General features: G+C 69.4%; 11 protein-coding genes. 5 read left to right on the forward strand and 6 right to left on the reverse strand.

All coding sequences use genetic code 11. From position 1 onward, the window contains the following. Position 1 precedes the first annotated feature (1 nt). Together argJ and DDF67_RS01295 are read right to left on the reverse strand one after the other, a co-directional pair. Positions 2 to 1,522, reverse strand: coding sequence for a bifunctional glutamate N-acetyltransferase/amino-acid acetyltransferase ArgJ (gene argJ, locus DDF67_RS01290; RefSeq protein ID WP_233247496.1), 1,521 nt, complete (start codon positions 1,520 to 1,522; stop codon positions 2 to 4). Continuing rightward, positions 1,519 to 2,499: a peptidylprolyl isomerase gene (locus tag DDF67_RS01295; RefSeq protein WP_199229111.1), complete on the reverse strand. Its 981-nt coding sequence runs from the start codon at positions 2,497 to 2,499 to the stop codon at positions 1,519 to 1,521. The genes argJ and DDF67_RS01295 overlap by 4 nt, the downstream gene beginning before the upstream one ends. 369 nt (positions 2,500 to 2,868) lie before the next feature. Between DDF67_RS01295 and secA the strand changes: the two genes are divergently transcribed. Beyond that, positions 2,869 to 5,634, forward strand: coding sequence for a preprotein translocase subunit SecA (gene secA, locus DDF67_RS01300; protein WP_109099165.1), 2,766 nt, complete (start codon positions 2,869 to 2,871; stop codon positions 5,632 to 5,634). A 111-nt stretch (positions 5,635 to 5,745) separates the two neighbouring features. On the opposite strand, the gene DDF67_RS01305 is transcribed toward secA, so the two are convergent. Continuing rightward, the gene (locus DDF67_RS01305; protein WP_158277968.1) at positions 5,746 to 6,774 is read right to left on the reverse strand and encodes an RHS repeat domain-containing protein; all 1,029 of its coding nucleotides are present in this window, start codon (positions 6,772 to 6,774) and stop codon (positions 5,746 to 5,748) included. Between the two features lie 158 nt (positions 6,775 to 6,932). Beyond that, a complete protein-coding gene (locus DDF67_RS01310) occupies positions 6,933 to 7,895 on the reverse strand; it encodes an acetyl-CoA carboxylase carboxyltransferase subunit alpha (protein WP_058350468.1) in 963 nt (320 codons plus the stop codon). 283 nt (positions 7,896 to 8,178) lie between these two features. On the opposite strand from DDF67_RS01310, the gene DDF67_RS01315 reads away from it, so the two are divergent. The 4 genes from DDF67_RS01315 to DDF67_RS01330 all read left to right on the forward strand — a co-directional run bounded on the left by DDF67_RS01315 (position 8,179) and on the right by DDF67_RS01330 (position 11,262). Beyond that, a complete protein-coding gene (locus tag DDF67_RS01315; protein ID WP_109099270.1) occupies positions 8,179 to 8,373 on the forward strand; it encodes a hypothetical protein in 195 nt (64 codons plus the stop codon). A gap of 85 nt (positions 8,374 to 8,458) precedes the next feature. Next, complete coding sequence (locus DDF67_RS01320) at positions 8,459 to 8,872, forward strand: OsmC family protein (RefSeq protein ID WP_109099167.1); 414 nt, start codon at positions 8,459 to 8,461, stop codon at positions 8,870 to 8,872. 63 nt (positions 8,873 to 8,935) lie between these two features. Continuing rightward, positions 8,936 to 9,709, forward strand: coding sequence for an ABC transporter ATP-binding protein (locus DDF67_RS01325; RefSeq protein ID WP_109099168.1), 774 nt, complete (start codon positions 8,936 to 8,938; stop codon positions 9,707 to 9,709). Further along, positions 9,706 to 11,262, forward strand: a complete 1,557-nt coding sequence (locus tag DDF67_RS01330; RefSeq protein WP_109099169.1) for a hypothetical protein — start codon at positions 9,706 to 9,708, stop codon at positions 11,260 to 11,262. Before DDF67_RS01325 ends, DDF67_RS01330 begins: the two co-directional genes overlap by 4 nt. Before the next feature lie 93 nt (positions 11,263 to 11,355). On the opposite strand, the gene DDF67_RS01335 is transcribed toward DDF67_RS01330, so the two are convergent. Both DDF67_RS01335 and DDF67_RS01340 read right to left on the reverse strand, forming a co-directional pair. After that, the gene (locus DDF67_RS01335) at positions 11,356 to 13,596 is read right to left on the reverse strand and encodes a sensor histidine kinase (RefSeq protein WP_233247497.1); all 2,241 of its coding nucleotides are present in this window, start codon (positions 13,594 to 13,596) and stop codon (positions 11,356 to 11,358) included. A gap of 256 nt (positions 13,597 to 13,852) precedes the next feature. After that, positions 13,853 to 15,322 carry a DEAD/DEAH box helicase gene (locus DDF67_RS01340; RefSeq protein WP_109099171.1) on the reverse strand — a complete coding sequence of 490 codons (1,470 nt, stop codon included), beginning with the start codon at positions 15,320 to 15,322 and terminating at the stop codon, positions 13,853 to 13,855. Positions 15,323 to 15,575 lie beyond the last annotated feature (253 nt).

Here is a 15,575-nt window from a genome sequence, read left to right on the forward strand (position 1 = left end):
CCTACGAGCGGTAGTCGCCGTTGATGGCCACGTATTGCTTGGTCAGGTCGCAGGTCCAGACGGTGGACGTGCCCTTGCCGACGCCAACCTCGACGGTGACCTCCAGCTCCTGGTTCTTCATGTAGGCGCTCATGGCCGCCTCGTCGTATTCGGCCGAGACCAGGCCGTCGCGGGCGGCGTAGAGTTCGCCGAAGCGGACGCTGATCTTCTCGCGGTTCACCGGCTCGTCGGCGCGGCCGACGGCCATGACGATGCGGCCCCAGTTGGCGTCCTCGCCGGCGAAGGCGGTCTTGACCAGCGGGCTCTCGGCGATGGTGCGGGCGATCTTGCGGGCCGACAGCGGGCTCTCGGCGCCGTTGACGGTGATCTTGACGAACTTGGTGGCGCCTTCGCCGTCGCGGACCAGCTGCATGGCCAGGTCCAGCAGCACGCCTTCCAGCTTTTCGCGGAAGTCGGCCAGGCGCTTGTCGCCTGCGCGGCTGATCTTGGGCGCGCCCGACTGGCCGGTGGCGAACAGCAGCAGGGTGTCGTTGGTCGAGCGGTCGCCGTCCACCGTCACGCAATTGAAGGTGGTGCGGGTATAGAGTGAGACCAGGGTCTGCAGGGCGGCGGGCGCGATGGCCGCGTCGGTGGCGACGAAGGCCAGCATGGTGGCCATGTCGGGCGCGATCATGCCCGAGCCCTTGGCGATGCCGGCGATCTTGACCTCGACGCCGTCGATCAGGGCTGTCGCGTAGGCGCCCTTGGGGAAGGTGTCGGTGGTCATGATCGCCGAGGCCGCCGCCGCCCAGCCGTCGGCGGTGAGGCGGGTTTCGACCTCGCGCAGGTTGGAGGTGATCTTGCTGTCGTCGAGGATGACGCCGATGACGCCGGTCGAGGCCATCATCACGTCGCGCTGGCGGCAGTCGAAGCGCTTGCCCACGGCCGTGGCCACGCGGCGCACGGCGTCGGCGCCAGGCTTGCCGGTGAAGCTGTTGGCGCAGCCGGCGTTGACCACCAGGGCGCGCACGTCGGCGCCGCCGGTGGCGGCCAGCTGGCGCTTGCACCAGTCGACGGGGGCCGAGCCCACGCCGTGGCGGGTGAAGACGCCGGCCCCCGAGGTGCCCTCGGCAAAGCGCATCAGCAGCAGGTCGGGGCGCTCGTGCTTGTAGAAGCCGGCGCGGCCGGTGGCGATCTCGACGCCCGCGATGGGCGGGATGGTCGGGAACGGCACGACCAGCGGCGAGACGGCCAGGCCCGGCTTGCCCGGGGCGGCCGCGGGCGTCACGGGGGCGGCCGCAGCCGGCGTCGGGGCGGGCGCGGTTTCGCCGGCCGACTTCTGGGCGCGGCGCAGGCCGGCGCGCTTCAGGGCCGAGGCCAGCGGGTCGAGGGCGCGGTCCAGCGCATGGCCGACGGTGGCGCCGACCTGGCCGACGATCTCGGCGGGCGTGTTGGCGGCAGGCGCCTTCTCGGCGGCTTTCGGAGCGGCCTTGGCCTTGGAAGCAGCCTTGTCGGTCGAGGGCGTGGTGGGCTTGCGGGTCATTTCTTCTGGGCCGAGTTCTGGGCCGGAGCCGAGGCGGGCGGGGCGTTGTCGAGGTCGGAGCTGGGGGCGGCGTCGCCCTGGGGCGCGGAGGCCGGCTCCTGCGGGGCGCCGGGGATGTCCTGGGCCTTGCCGACCAGCATCTCCACCTTGGCGCCGCCGCGCAGCTTCTCCAGCAGGTCGCGGACCTGGTCGTAGGTAAGGAAACGCACGATCTGGGGACGGGCTTCCTCCAGGCTCATCGGCGCTTCCTGGCGCTTGTCCTCGACACGCATCACCACCCAGCCGCCGGTGATGGCGAACGGGCCCACGAGGTCGCCCTTCTTGGCGTCCTTGAGGGCCACGGCATAGGGTTCGGGCATGATGTCGACGGTAAAGTAGTCGAGGTCGCCGCCCTTGAAGCGCGTGGCTTCGTCCTTGGAACGCTCCATGGCGAGGGCGTCGAACGAGGCGCCGGTCGCCAGGAGCTTCTTGACGCTTTCCGCCTCCGCTTGCGTCGGCACCAGGATCTGGCGGGCGCGGATCTCTTCGGACTGCTTGGTCAGCTTCTGCTGCTCGCCGTAGAGGCCGCGGATGTTGTCCTCGGTGACGGCCTTTTCGACCATGCCCTCGACCAGCATGTCGCCCAGGATGCGCTCGCGGGCGGCCGCCAGACGGCGCTGGGCCACCGGATCCTTGTCGAGCTTGCGCTCGATGGCCTCGGCGGCCAGCAGCTTCTGGTCGATCACCTCGTCGAGGACGCGGCGGAACAGATCGGACGACACGTCCAGCGGCTCGCCCTCGCCGATCAGCCCTTGCGCCACCGCCTCGCGCTTGACGTCGGAGGCCCAGACGGCGTGGCCGTCGACCCGGGCCACGGCCGTGTCGCCCGGTTCGGGCGGGCGCTCGTCGACGCCGCCGCGGCCGCAGGCGGCGACCAGCAGCGCCAGGCCGAGGACGGCGGCGGTCATGAACGAGCGGGAATTGCGGACGGGGTTCATCGGGCGCGGATCTCCGCTGGTCTTATGAAATGCGCTCTAGAGCGCGTCAGGGCAAAGGGGAAGCCGTTTCGGCGACTTGGCCCGCTAAACTTCGCGCGCGAGGATAAGGTTCTCGGAACCTATGCCGTTCGCGACGGTTCTGATCGCCGCCGAGCCGGTTTCGCGCAGCGGGTGAAAGCTTGGCCGAACGGGCTTTTCGAGGCCCTGGCGGGCCAGGCCTCGCGTTGACACTGGGGGGGGCGGTGCTTAAGTCTCGCGCGCGCGCCGTTTTCAGGGGTTCTGCGATCTCGGCGCATCGTCATTACCGTAGTGAAGGCCGATAAAGCCTTAGCGCCGGCCCACTAAGTTCTCGCTCCGGATCCTTTCTGCATGCTCGGCTTCGCCAAAAAGCTCTTCGGTTCCTCCAACGAACGCAAGGTGAAGTCGCTTCACGGTCGCGTCGCCAAGATCAACGCGCTCGAGCCCCAGATGGCCGCGCTGTCGGACGAGGCGCTGAAGGCCAAGACCCAGGAGTTCAAGGACCGCCTGGAAAAGGGCGAAACCCTCGACGACATCCTGAACGAAGCCTTCGCGGTGGTCCGCGAGGGCTCCAAGCGCGCTCTGGGCATGCGCCACTTCGACGTGCAGATGATCGGCGGCATGGTGCTGCACTTCGGCGGCATCTCCGAAATGCGCACCGGTGAAGGCAAGACGCTGGTCGCCACCCTGCCGACCTACCTGAACGCCCTGGCCGGCAAGGGCGTCCACGTCATCACCGTCAACGACTACCTGGCCACCCGCGACGCCGAGTGGATGGGGCAGCTCTACAACTTCCTGGGCCTGTCCTACGGCATCATCGTCAACGGCCTGTCGCAGGGCGATCGCCAGCGCGCCTACCGCGCCGACATCACCTACGGCACCAACAACGAGTTCGGCTTCGACTACCTGCGCGACAATCTCGTCTATGACGTGAACGAGATGGTCCAGCGCGGCCACCACTACGTGATCGTCGACGAAGTCGACTCGATCCTGATCGACGAAGCCCGCACCCCGCTGATCATCTCGGGCCCGACCGAGGACCGCAGCGAATTCTACAAGACCATCGATCTGCTCGTTAAGGAGCTGATCAAGGACAAGACCACCTACGACCACGACGAGAAGCAGAAGCAGGTCATCCTGACCGAGGACGGCCAGGAGAAGATCGAAGAGATCCTGATCGCTGGGAACCACCTGGCCGAGGACACCGCCGGCCTCTACGACGCGGCCAACATCTCGGTGGTCCACCACGTCAACCAGGCCCTGCGCGCCAACGTGCTCTACACGCGCGACAAGGACTACATCGTCAAGGGCGGCGAAGTCGTCCTGATCGACGAGTTCACCGGCCGCATGATGACCGGCCGCCGGCTGTCGGAAGGCCTGCACCAGGCCATCGAGGCCAAGGAAGGCGCCGACATCCAGCCCGAGAACCAGACCCTGGCCTCGGTGACCATCCAGAACTACTTCCGCCTCTACACCAAGCTGTCGGGCATGACCGGCACTGCGTCCACTGAGGCCCAGGAATTCGACGACATCTACAAGATGGGCGTCTCCGAGATCCCGACCAACCGCGTCATCCAGCGCATCGACGACGACGACGAGGTCTACCGCACCGAGGAAGAGAAGAACCGCGCCATCCTGGTTCAGATCGCCGACTGCCACGTGCGCGGCCAACCCATCCTGGTCGGCACCGTGTCGATCGAGAAGTCCGAAGAGCTGTCCAAGCTGCTCGACGCCTACGAGTGGGAAGTCGACGGCAAGAAGCGCAAGGGCATCCCCCACCAGGTGCTGAACGCCCGCTTCCACGAGCAGGAAGCCGGCATCGTCGCCGACGCCGGCGTGCCGGGCGCGGTGACCATCGCCACCAACATGGCCGGTCGCGGCACCGACATCCAGCTGGGCGGCAGCGTCGACATGCGCCTGTCCAAGTGGAAGATCGAGCAGCGCGGCCTGGGCATCGAGGTCTCGCCGGAAGCCGAGGCCGAGCACCGCGCCGAGATCGAGGCCGAGATCGCCGACGCCAAGAAGGCGGCCCTGGCCGCCGGCGGCCTGTTCGTTCTTGGCACCGAGCGCCACGAAAGCCGCCGCATCGACAACCAGCTGCGCGGCCGGACCGGCCGTCAGGGCGACCCGGGCCGTTCGAAGTTCTTCCTGTCGTGCGAAGACGACCTGCTGCGCATCTTCGCCGGCGAGCGCCTGGACGCGATCATGCGCACCTTCGGCGTCCAGGACGGCGAGGCCATCACCCACCGCTGGCTGAACGCGGCCATCGCCAAGGCCCAGACCCGCGTCGAGCAGCGCAACTACGAGATCCGCAAGAACCTCCTGAAGTACGACGACGTCGTCAACGACCAGCGCAAGGCCGTGTTCGAGCAGCGCCAGGAGTTCATGGAAAGCAGCGATCTGTCGGAAGTCATCCACGAGATGCGCCACGACGTGATCGACGACCTGGTCGCCCGCCACGTGCCGCCCAAGGCCTATGCCGAGCAGTGGGACATCGACGGCCTGCATGAGCGCGTCCAGGCCGTGCTGGGCATGGACCTGCCGCTGAAGGAATGGGCCGCGGAGGAAGGCGTCGACGACGAAGCCTTCCGCGAGCGCATCACCAAGGCCGCCGATGAGTACGCCGCCCAGCGTGAAGTGATCATCACGCCCGAGCAGATGCGTTCGGTGGAAAAGAGCTTCCTGCTGCAGATGATCGATCTGCAGTGGCGCGAGCACCTGATGCACCTGGACCATCTGCGCAACGTCATCGGCCTGCGCGGCTACGGCCAGCGTGATCCGCTGAACGAGTACAAGACCGAAGCCTTCAGCCTGTTCGAGAAGCTGCTGGGGGACCTCCGCACCAACACCACCCGCTGGCTGATGACGGTCGAGATCGCCTATGCAGAGCCCGAGCCGCTGCACACGCCGGAAAACCTGATCCCTGTGCACCTGGATCCACTGACCGGCGAGAACGCCGCCCAGGCCGGCATCCTGCCCGAAGGCCTGTCGCCAGAGCAGCGCGAGGCCCTGCCGGTCTCGGCCCTGCCGGAAGGCTGGGAACGCACCAACCGCAACGGCGCCTGCCCCTGCGGTTCGGGCAAGAAGTTCAAGCAGTGCCACGGCTCGCTGATCTGACGATCGGCGGGTTCGCGAGAGCCTGAAACGACGAAGCCCGCCCCGGGAGACCGGGGCGGGCTTTTTCTTTGGGTCCCGGGCTCGGCGATGGGCCGAGCCGGCTTACTCAGCCTAGAAGGCGCCGACCCGGTTCACGATGAGCTGGCCCGAGGTGAGGGTGCGGATGCGAAACTCGATCGAGTGACCCGCGACCTGATTGTAGTCGAGCGAGAACCAATGCCAGGCGCCCGGGCCGGAGAACGAGGAGGGCGCGATCGTGCGGCGCGCGATCTGGGCGCCAGTTGTGGAGTCGAAGACGTCCAGTTCGGCCAGATCCTGCGACCCGGTAGTCGAGCCGTCGATCATCACTTGCCAGAAGGCCGTGCGGCGACCGGCGGGCACGGCGGTGCTGTACGGGCCGAACACGATGTGGTTGGCGGCGCCCGAACTGGACCAGCTGTCACCGACGGCCGCGCCGCCCGCGTGCGGCAGGTTGCGGCCTTCCCACGCCGAGGCGCAGGCGCCGACCTCGCCCCCGTAGTTGGCGTTGGTGGTGGGCGACGAAATCGCGACCCAGTCCTGGGTGACGGTCGCCCAGGAGGCGTAGGAGGTCCGCAGCTCGATCATGTGGCCCGCGGCCGAGGCCGGGACCTGGAACGCCAGCGAGAGGACCTGGTACTCGTCGGCGGCCGTCCAGGCCGACCGGGGGATGCTGCGGGCCGCCAGGGTGACTCCGGCCGTGGCGTCCCACACGTCGATATACAGAGACTGCGTACCGTCGCCCGGCGCGACCTGGCTGCTCTTGGCGCGCCAGAGCCCCACATAGGATCCCGGCGCGATGTCGGTGGCGTAGGGACCGTAGATGACGATGCCGGAATTGGCGGGCGTCATCTGCCAGCCGCCGGGTGTCGCCGCGCCCTGGGTGTGGGGGAGGGCTTCGGCTTCCCATTTGCGCTGCGGCTGGGCGACGTCGCAGCTGGCGCTTCTGGTGCGATTGCCGGCGGGGTCGTACTCGTAGCGCGTGATCCTGGATCCTGCGCCGGCCTCGACGAGGCGCCCCTGCGCGTCATAGCCGTATACGTTGCGCGTCTGGGCATGGCCCGCCGTGGTCAGCGCGCCGGTAAGCAGCGTCGCCAGGGCGAGCCGCGCGAAAACTCTCATCTCAATCCCCCAACCTGCACGCCATGCAGCAAGCGTGACTATAAGGCGGGGCATTTAAGCGTCGTTCGCGAGCTGCACGTCAAGATTGTGCGGAGGCGATGGGAGGTTTCCGCGCGAAAAACGGTGTGGATTTCTTCGCGGCTCGCCGGAGGGCGACCTTACTGCAGCCCTTCGCGGCCGATGGCGTAGAAGCGCTCGGCGCGCTGGCGCTTCAGCTCGGCCGGGGTCAGCAGCGACAGCTTCTTCAGCTCGTCCTCGACCGCGTCGCCGACGGCCTTGATGGCCGCTTCCGGATCCGAATGGGCGCCGCCGGCCGGTTCCTCGACGATGCGGTCGACGATGCGCAGCTTGATCAGGTCTTGCGCCGTGATCTTCATGTTGGTCGCCGCGTCCTTGGCCCGGGCGCCGTCGCGCCACAGGATCGAGGCTGCGCCTTCCGGCGAGATCACCGAATAGATCGAGTGCTCGAGGATCAGCACGCGGTTGGCGCCGGCCAGCGCTATGGCGCCGCCCGAGCCGCCTTCGCCGGTGACCGTGGCGACCATCGGGGTGCCCAGGGTCAGGCAGCGCTCGGTCGAGCGGGCGATGGCCTCGGCCTGGCCGCGCTCCTCGGCGCCCAGGCCCGGATAGGCGCCGGCGGTGTCGACGAAGGTGACGACCGGCAGGTTGAAGCGCTCGGCCATGTCCATCAGGCGCACGGCCTTGCGGTAGCCTTCGGGACGGGCCATGCCGAAGTTGTGCTTCAGGCGGGTGGTGGTGTCGTAGCCCTTCTCGTGGCCCATCACGACCACCGGCATGCCGCGGAAGCGGCCAAGGCCGCCCACGATGGCCTGGTCGTCGGCGAACTTGCGGTCGCCGCGCAGCTCGACGAACTCGTCGATCAGGCCCGCGACATAATCACGCAGGTGCGGACGCTGAGGGTGGCGGGCGACCATCGTCTTCTGCCAGGCGTCGAGGCCGGCATAGGCTTCCTTGCGAAGCACCTGCACGCGCTCGCGCAGGGCGCCGATCTCGCTGTCGAACGCGCCAGGACCAGCCGTCTCGGAAAGCTTTGAAAGCTCTTCGATCTTGGCTTCCAGGTCGGCGATGGGTCGCTCGAAATCGAGATAGTGCGCGGCCATGAGTCTCTTAACGTCGCCGTTTGCGAAAGGTTGGCGAACCTAGTGCGTGATGACGCCCAGGGAAAGCGCATTCACGCGGAATTGGAACCACCGTCTCGGCGACGGATTCCCTGATCACGGGCCTCGTCCCCAACGAAGTCCCGCCAAGAAGCCGAACCCCTATGGTGAATCGAACGCCGATCATTATATTGGGTTCTCAAGAGCCGGCTGCGGAAGTCAGCTGGCGCTGCGGCCCCGCCCATCGAACATGGACACGGCCCGCCTGATGAGGACGATGGTTCCCATGCAGGTGTTCACCTTCTTCTGCGTCGAGCGCGACGGCTCGGTTCCCCGTTTTGACGTCACGGCCTGCGCCGACGACCATGCCGCGCGCCTGCGCGCGGGCGAGTTGTTCGACATGCACCGCGGCTGCAACGAGGTCGAGGTCTGGCGCGGCGCCACGCACCTGTTCAAGGTCGGGGCCGGCGCGGCCGCCTGAACCTTCACGTTCGCGCGGATTCGACCAAGCGCGTGATCGGGCAAGGCGCCACATTGGCGGTCTCGACAGACGCAGGATTCTCGCCATGACCGACACCGCCCGCCCTTCCGCCATCGCCGAGGACAGCGGCCATGGCGGCGTGCAGATCCTGGTCACTGCCGGTCCGTCGCGTTTCGCCGGCGATCTGAAGCCCGCCGAGGGCGGCCTCGACACCGGCCCCAATCCCCACGACCTGGTCGCAGCGGGCCTGGCGGCCTGCACGACCCAGACGTTGCGGCTCTATGCCAGGCGCAAGGGCTGGGCTCTTGGCGCGGTGCGGGTGGAGACCAACTGGCGGCGGCTGCCCGGTCAGGTCCCGGCCGACGTGTTTGATCGCGTGATCAGCCTTTCCGGCGATCTCGACGCCGAGCAGCGCCAGCGCCTGCTGGAGATCGCCGAGGCCTGCCCTGTGCACAAGATGCTGACCGCCGGCGTGAGGGTCGAGACCCGGGTGGCTTAGGGCCGCCTTGCATCGCCGGGGCTGATCGCCCGCCGCTTGCGCGCCTCGCCCAATCGCGATCACATGCCCGCTGCGATTGCATGGGGGTCTGGCGTGACCGAAGCCTTGATCGTCCGGGGGCTGGACAAGACCTTCTCCAAGCCCGCCGTGCGCGAGCTGGACCTGACGGTGCATCCGGGCGAGCTCTATGCCCTGCTGGGCCCCAATGGGGCGGGCAAGACCACGACCCTGCGGATGGTCGCGGGGCTGACCAAGCCCGACAGGGGCAGCATCAGCATCTTCGGGGTCGACGCCCTGGCTGACCCGGCCGGCGCCAAGGCGATCACCGCCTGGGCGCCCGACGAGGCGATGATCTATGACCGCCTGACGCCGCTGGAGTATCTGGAGTTCGTCGCCGGCCTCTGGAACGTCGAGCCCCGTCACGCCAAGGCCCGGGCGCTGGAGCTGCTGGAGACCCTGGGCCTGGCGTCCGAAGCGCGGCGGCGGTGCGAGGGCTTCTCGCGCGGCATGAAGCAGAAGGTGGCCCTGGCCGGGGCCCTGATCCACGATCCCAGGCTGCTGATCCTCGACGAGCCGCTGACGGGCCTCGACGCGGCCTCGGCGCGCCTGGTGAAGGACATGCTGCAGGCCCGGGTCGACGCCGGCGGCACGGTGATCCTGACCACCCACATTCTGGAGGTCGCCGAGCGCATGGCCGACCGCATCGGCATCATCGCCGGCGGCCGCCTGCTGGCCGAGGGCACGCTGGACGCCCTGAGATCGCAGGCGGGGCAGGGCGGCGGCGACACCCTCGAGGACGTCTTCCTGCAACTGACCGCCGACGGGGCGCCCGCGTGAGCCTGCTGCGCTCCGGTTCTATCCCCTGGCTGCTGGCCCACGAGATGCGGCTGGGCTTCCGGGCCCTGACCGGCAAGCGGGCGATGGGCGGGGTCGGGGCGATGATCGGCCTTGCGATCCTGGCGCTGCTGATGCTGACCGGCGGGGTGATCATCGGCCTGGCCGCGCGCCGGTTCGACGTGCCGGTGATCCCGCTGTCGGCCGCTGTCGCCCTGGCCTGCTGCGCAACGGCCTTCACCCTGATGCTGTCCCAGACCCTGGCCGCGGCCAGCGAGGCGCTGTACGAGCGCGGCGATCTCGACCTGCTGTTCTCCTCGCCGATCCCGCCGCGCACGGTGCTGTTTGTCCGCGCCCTGGGCGTGGCGGCCGGCGTGCTGACGGTGTTCCTGATCTTCGTCACGCCCCTTCTGGGCCCCGCGGTGTTCCTGGGCCATCCCGAATGGCTGGGCCTGTTCGGCGTGCTGGCGGCCCTTGCCCTGCTGGCGACGGCGACAGGCCTGACCCTGGCCATGGCGCTTTTCAAGCTGATCGGTCCGCGCCGCACGCGCACCGTCGCCCAGGTGCTGGCGGCCCTGACCGGCGCGGCCTTCTTCCTGGCCAGCCAGATCCGCACGATCATGGGCGAGAAGGCCAGCGAGAGCCTGTTCCAGTCGCTGGCGCGGGACGCGGCCGAGGGGCGGGTCACGATCCCGCCGATCGGCTATTGGCCGCTGAAGGCGATGCTGGGCGAGCCCTTGCCCCTGCTGGCCATGGTGGCGATCGGTGCGGGGGCCTTCGTGCTGTCGGCCCTGTCGCTGGGCAAGCGCTTCGCCGACGCCGCGGCCGCGGCCGCCACGCAGGGCGCCGAGGCCTCGGCCGCGAAGCCGGTCAAGGGACGAGACCGGGCCTTCGCGCGCGGCGTCTTCGCCGCCACCCTGGCCAAGGAAGTCAGGCTGATCCTGCGCGACGCGGCGCTGCTGTCGCAGGTGCTGCTGCGCGTGCTGTACCTGGTGCCGACCGCGCTGATCCTTAGCCGCACGGCGGGCCATGGCGACGGCGGGGCGGCCCTGGCCGGCGGCGCGGGCGTGGTGGTGTTCCTGGCCGGCCAGGTCGCCGGCAGCCTGTCCTGGATCACCCTGTCGGCGGAGGAGAGCCCCGATCTGCTGGCCGTGTCGCCGGCCGCCACGCGCAGCCTGCGCCGCGCCAAGCTGGCGGCCGCCCTTCTGCCGGTGGCCCTGCTGCTGGCTGTGCCGCTGGCGATGCTGCTGTGGCTGGCGCCGGTCGCCGCCCTCTGGACGGCCCTGGGGGCTGGCCTGTCGGCCTGGTCATGCGGCCTGATCAACGTCTGGCACCAGAAGCCGGGCAAGCGGGCCGACTTCAAGCGCCGGCGCGGGGCGTCCTGGTTCGCGACCCTTGCCGAGGTGGTGGTCTCGGCCCTGCTGGCCGGCGGGGCGGGCCTGGCCGTGGCGGGCCTGGCGTCCTGGGCGCTGATCCCCCTGGCCTTTGCGGGCCTGGCGATGCTCGCCCTGCGACGCAGCGACGAGCAGATCGCCAAGGTGTTGCGGATGGCGTGAGGGGAGAGACCCCCTCAGTCGGCTTTACCGACAGCTCCCCCAGAAGGGGAGCATCCGCGCCGATAGATCCTCCCATGGGGAGAGGGCCTTCTGTCAGCAGTCCAGCAACGCCGTGATCTGGCACTCGACGCCTTCGGGCCTGAAGTCGATCCGGGCCTCGCCGGAGAGCTCCTGGGCCAGGCCGCGCTCGATCAGGCGCGAGCCGAAGCCGCGGCGGGTGGGGGCGACCACGGCCGGGCCGCCGCGTTCGGTCCAGCGAAGCGACAGGCGCGGCACGCCGCTGTAGTCGACGCTCCAGCTGATCGTCACCTGGCCGCCCTGGCGCGACAGGGCGCCGTATTTCACCGCGTTGGTGGCCAGCTCGTGCAGGGCCATCGACAGCGACAGGGCCGGGCGCGGCGACAGGCGCACCGACGGGCCGTCCAGCACGAAGCGCCCCTCGCCGCCGTGCAGCGCCACCAGGCGGTCGACCACGTCCAGCAGGTCCGCGCCCTCCCAGTTCTCGCGGGTCAGCACGTCGTGCGCTTCGGACAGGGCGATGATCCGGGCGGTGAAGGCCTCCTGGGCGGCCGGCAGCGAGCGCGCGGCGTGGAAGGTCTGGCCGGCGATGGCCTGGATGGTGGCCAGCGAGTTCTTCACGCGATGGTTCAGCTCGTTGACCAGCAGCCGCAGATGCAGCTCGGCACGCTTGCGGTCGGTGATGTTGACGGTGGTGCCGATCATCCGGATCGGCTTGCCCTCGTTGTCGAAGAAGGCCTTGCCCTTGGCCGACAGCCAGCGCTCGACCCCGTCCTCGCGGCCGATGAACCTGAACTCGACGTCGTAGTCGGCGCAGATACGGCCATCCAGCGTGCGGCGCAGGGCCTCTCGCACCTCGTCGCGATCGGCGCGGTGCAGGTTGGCGTAGAAGTCCTCGCGCACCACCGGCGTGCCGGGCGCGACGCCGAACATGGCGTAGCAGCGGTCCGACCAGGTCAGCACGTCGTTGCGAATGTCCAGGTCCCAGGTGCCGACGTCGGCGGCCTCGATGGCCAGGCGCAGGGTCTCCTCCTGCGAGACCAGCTTGCGGGCGGCCTCCTTGCGGTCGGTGACGTCAGAGCCGACGCCGACGAAGCGGGTGCAGACGCCGCGCTCGAAATAGGCCCGGCCGAACACCTCGATCCAGCGCAGGGCCCCATCGGAGGGGCGCACGATCCGGTACTCGACATTGATCAGCCCGTCGCCCGCCGGATCGGTGGCGGCGGCCACCGCCGCCTTGACCAGTTCCACGTCGTCGGGATGCAGCAGGGCCACGAAGCTGTCGAAGTCCCGCGGGCCGGGCTCGGCCACGCCGAACATCTCGCACGAGCGCCTGTCCCAATAGCGCTGGCCGGTGCTGGGGTTGTGGTCCCAGCGGCCCATGCCGGCCGCCTCCATGGCGATGTCGCGGTCGAGGCGGGCTTCCAGCAGCTCGCTCTCCATCCGCTTGCGCTCGGTGATGTCGAAGACGACGCCGGCGTTACGGTCGGCCTGGCCGTCGGCGTCGAGATAGCAATGGCCGCTGGCCGCCACCCAGCGCACCGAGCCGTCGGCCTGGACCAGCCGATACTCGTCGGCGAACGCGCCGCCGGTCTGCATGGCGGCCAGGGCGATCTGGCGCACCCGTTCGCGGTCCTCGTCATGGACGGCGGGGGTGAAGCTCTGGGCGGGCAGGCCCTGCGAGGCGAAGGCCGGATCCACCTGGTGCAGGCTGGCGTAGCGGGCGTCGCAATAGACCCTGTTGGCCTTGATGTCCCATTCCCAGGCGCCGACGCCGCCGGCGGCGTCCAGGGCCATGTCGTAGCGGGCGCGGGTGGCGCGCAGCTCCTTCTCGGTCTCGATCGCGCCGGTGATCTCGACGGCCGAGATCAGCACGCCGCCCACGCCCGTGGGGGCGGTCTCGTCGGGCACCGGGCTGTAGCTGACGGCGAAGTGGGCCAGGCGCGCCTCGCCGGCCTCGCGCTGCACCTGCAGGGGCATGCGTTCCAGGGCGTAGCCGCCGCTCTCGCCGGTAAGGATGTCCTGGTGGATGCCCAGCAGGGTGGCGCGGAAGGCGTCGGAATGCTGGGTGAACGGCCGGCCCAGGGCGTCGGAATGACGCTCGCGCAGGGCGGGCGCGTAGGCGTCGTTGTAGATCAGGATCAGTTCGGGACCCCAGCGCAGGGCCATGGGGAAGTTGGTGGCCATCAGCATGTCGACGGCCAGCCGCAAGCTGGCCGACCAGGCCTCGCGCGCGCCAAGCGGCGTCAGCGACCAGTCGAAGGCCTTCACGCGCTCGGCCATTTCCCCACCGGCCAGCCGCGTGAACGCAGGCAAGCTCCGCCCTTCGCCCTGCGGCATGGCGTTTTGTCCCTCCCACCGGCTCCCCTAAAGCCGGGTCCGGGCGAACAATGATCCGAGGGCTGTAGGGGTTGCAAGGGCGCAAGCACGGCCCTGCGCGCAAGCGTCGCAGCAGGCTCGGCTCAAGGCTGCGGATTTCGCCGGGGAGGCGAGGCGGCTCGACCGGAGGGGGAGGAGGCGCGCGCAGCAAAAAGGCCGCCTCCCGGAGGAAGCGGCCTTTCGGAGATCGGCTTTAGTCGATCGGGCTCCAGCGGGTCTCGACCTGCTGGACGCCGCGCTTGGGACCGCGGAAGTCGCCGCCGCCGGCGGCCGCCTTGCCTTGGCCCTGACCTTGACCCTGACCGCCGCCCTTGCCGCGACCGCCGTTACGGCCCTCGCCGCGGCCCTGGGCCTGCTGGCCGCCGCCCTGGCCGCCCTTGCCCGGGGCGCTCTTGCCCTGGCCGCCGCCGTTACGGTTGCGCTTGCGGCGCAGTTCCGAGGGGACGTTGTTGCGCGGGTCGGCCTTGCGCGGATCGACGTACTTCTCGGCCGGCGCCAGCTTGTCGGCGACGGCCGCAGCAGCCGCCAGGGCCTTGTCGTTGCGGCGGTCGAAGGACGGGATCTTCTGGCGGGTGGCCTTCTCGATGTCCTTCAGCAGGCTGCGCTCGTCGTCCGAGCAGAAGCTGATGGCCACGCCATCCTTGCCCTTGCGGGCGGTTCGGCCGATCCGGTGGACATAGGCCTCCGGCACGTTGGGCAGCTCGTAGTTGAAGACGTGGCTGATGTCGTTGACGTCGATGCCGCGGGCGGCGATGTCGGTCGCGACCAGGGCCTTGACCTCACCCGCCTTGAAGGCGGCGAGCGCGCGCTCGCGCTGGCCCTGCGTCTTGTCGCCGTGGATCGAGGCGGCCTCGATGCCGGCGGCGGTCAGGTACTTGGCCACGCGGTCGGCGCCGCGCTTGGTGCGGGTGAAGACGATCGAGCGCTCGACGGCCTTGTCCGACAGCAGCTCGGCCAGCAGGGGACGCTTGCGCTGGGCCTCGATGTAGATCAGCGACTGGTCGATACGCTCGACCGTCGTGGCCTGCGGGGTGATCGAGACCGAGGCCGGGTTCTTCAGCAGCTCGCCGGCCAGCTTGCCGATCTCGCCCGGCATGGTGGCCGAGAAGAACAGGTTCTGGCGGTCCTTGGGCAGCTGGCTGGCGATCTTGCGGATCGGCACCACGAAGCCCAGGTCGAGCATCTGGTCGGCTTCGTCGAGCACGAAGATCTCGACGCCGCCCAGGGTGGCGCTCTTTTCGCCCAGGTGGTCCATCAGGCGGCCCGGGGTGGCGACGACGACGTCGACGCCGGCGGCCAGGGCGCGCATCTGCGGGCCGTACTTCACGCCGCCGAAGATGGTGGCGACCGACAGGCCCAGGTGGGCGGCGTAGGCCTTGAAGTTGTCGGCGATTTGCGTCGCGAGTTCGCGGGTCGGGGAAAGGACCAGGCAGCGGAAGCCGCGGCGCGGGGCCGGACGGCGGTCCTCGGCCAGGCGATGCAGGATCGGCAGGGCGAAGGCGGCGGTCTTGCCGGTGCCGGTCTGGGCGATGCCCAGAAGGTCGCGACCCTTCATGACGATCGGGATGGCCTGGGCCTGGATCGGGGTGGGCTGGGTGTAGCCCTTGTCGGCCAGGGCCTTCAGGATCGGCTTGGCCAGGCCAAGGTCGGTGAATTGAGTCACTGCGGACGTATCTTTCGTACGGTCGCGAGACGGCGCGCGCGGTCCTCGCACGGCTCGCCTGGCGGCGGGTCGGTTGGGGAGCGCCCCGCGTGATACGGGCGGTCTATGAGAAGCTTTCAGGGCGCTCGACAGGCTGAACCCAGAGGGGTCCGTCACGCGGCTGGAGCACCGATAGCGCCTACAGGCGCGGGGCTCATATCGGATATTGCAGGTGCGAAGTCAAGGGAGAGGCTTGGGGCGCAAGGGTTTGCGG

The sequence above is a fragment of the Caulobacter endophyticus genome (assembly GCF_003116815.1).
GTDB classification, from domain to species: Bacteria; Pseudomonadota; Alphaproteobacteria; order Caulobacterales; family Caulobacteraceae; genus Caulobacter; species Caulobacter endophyticus.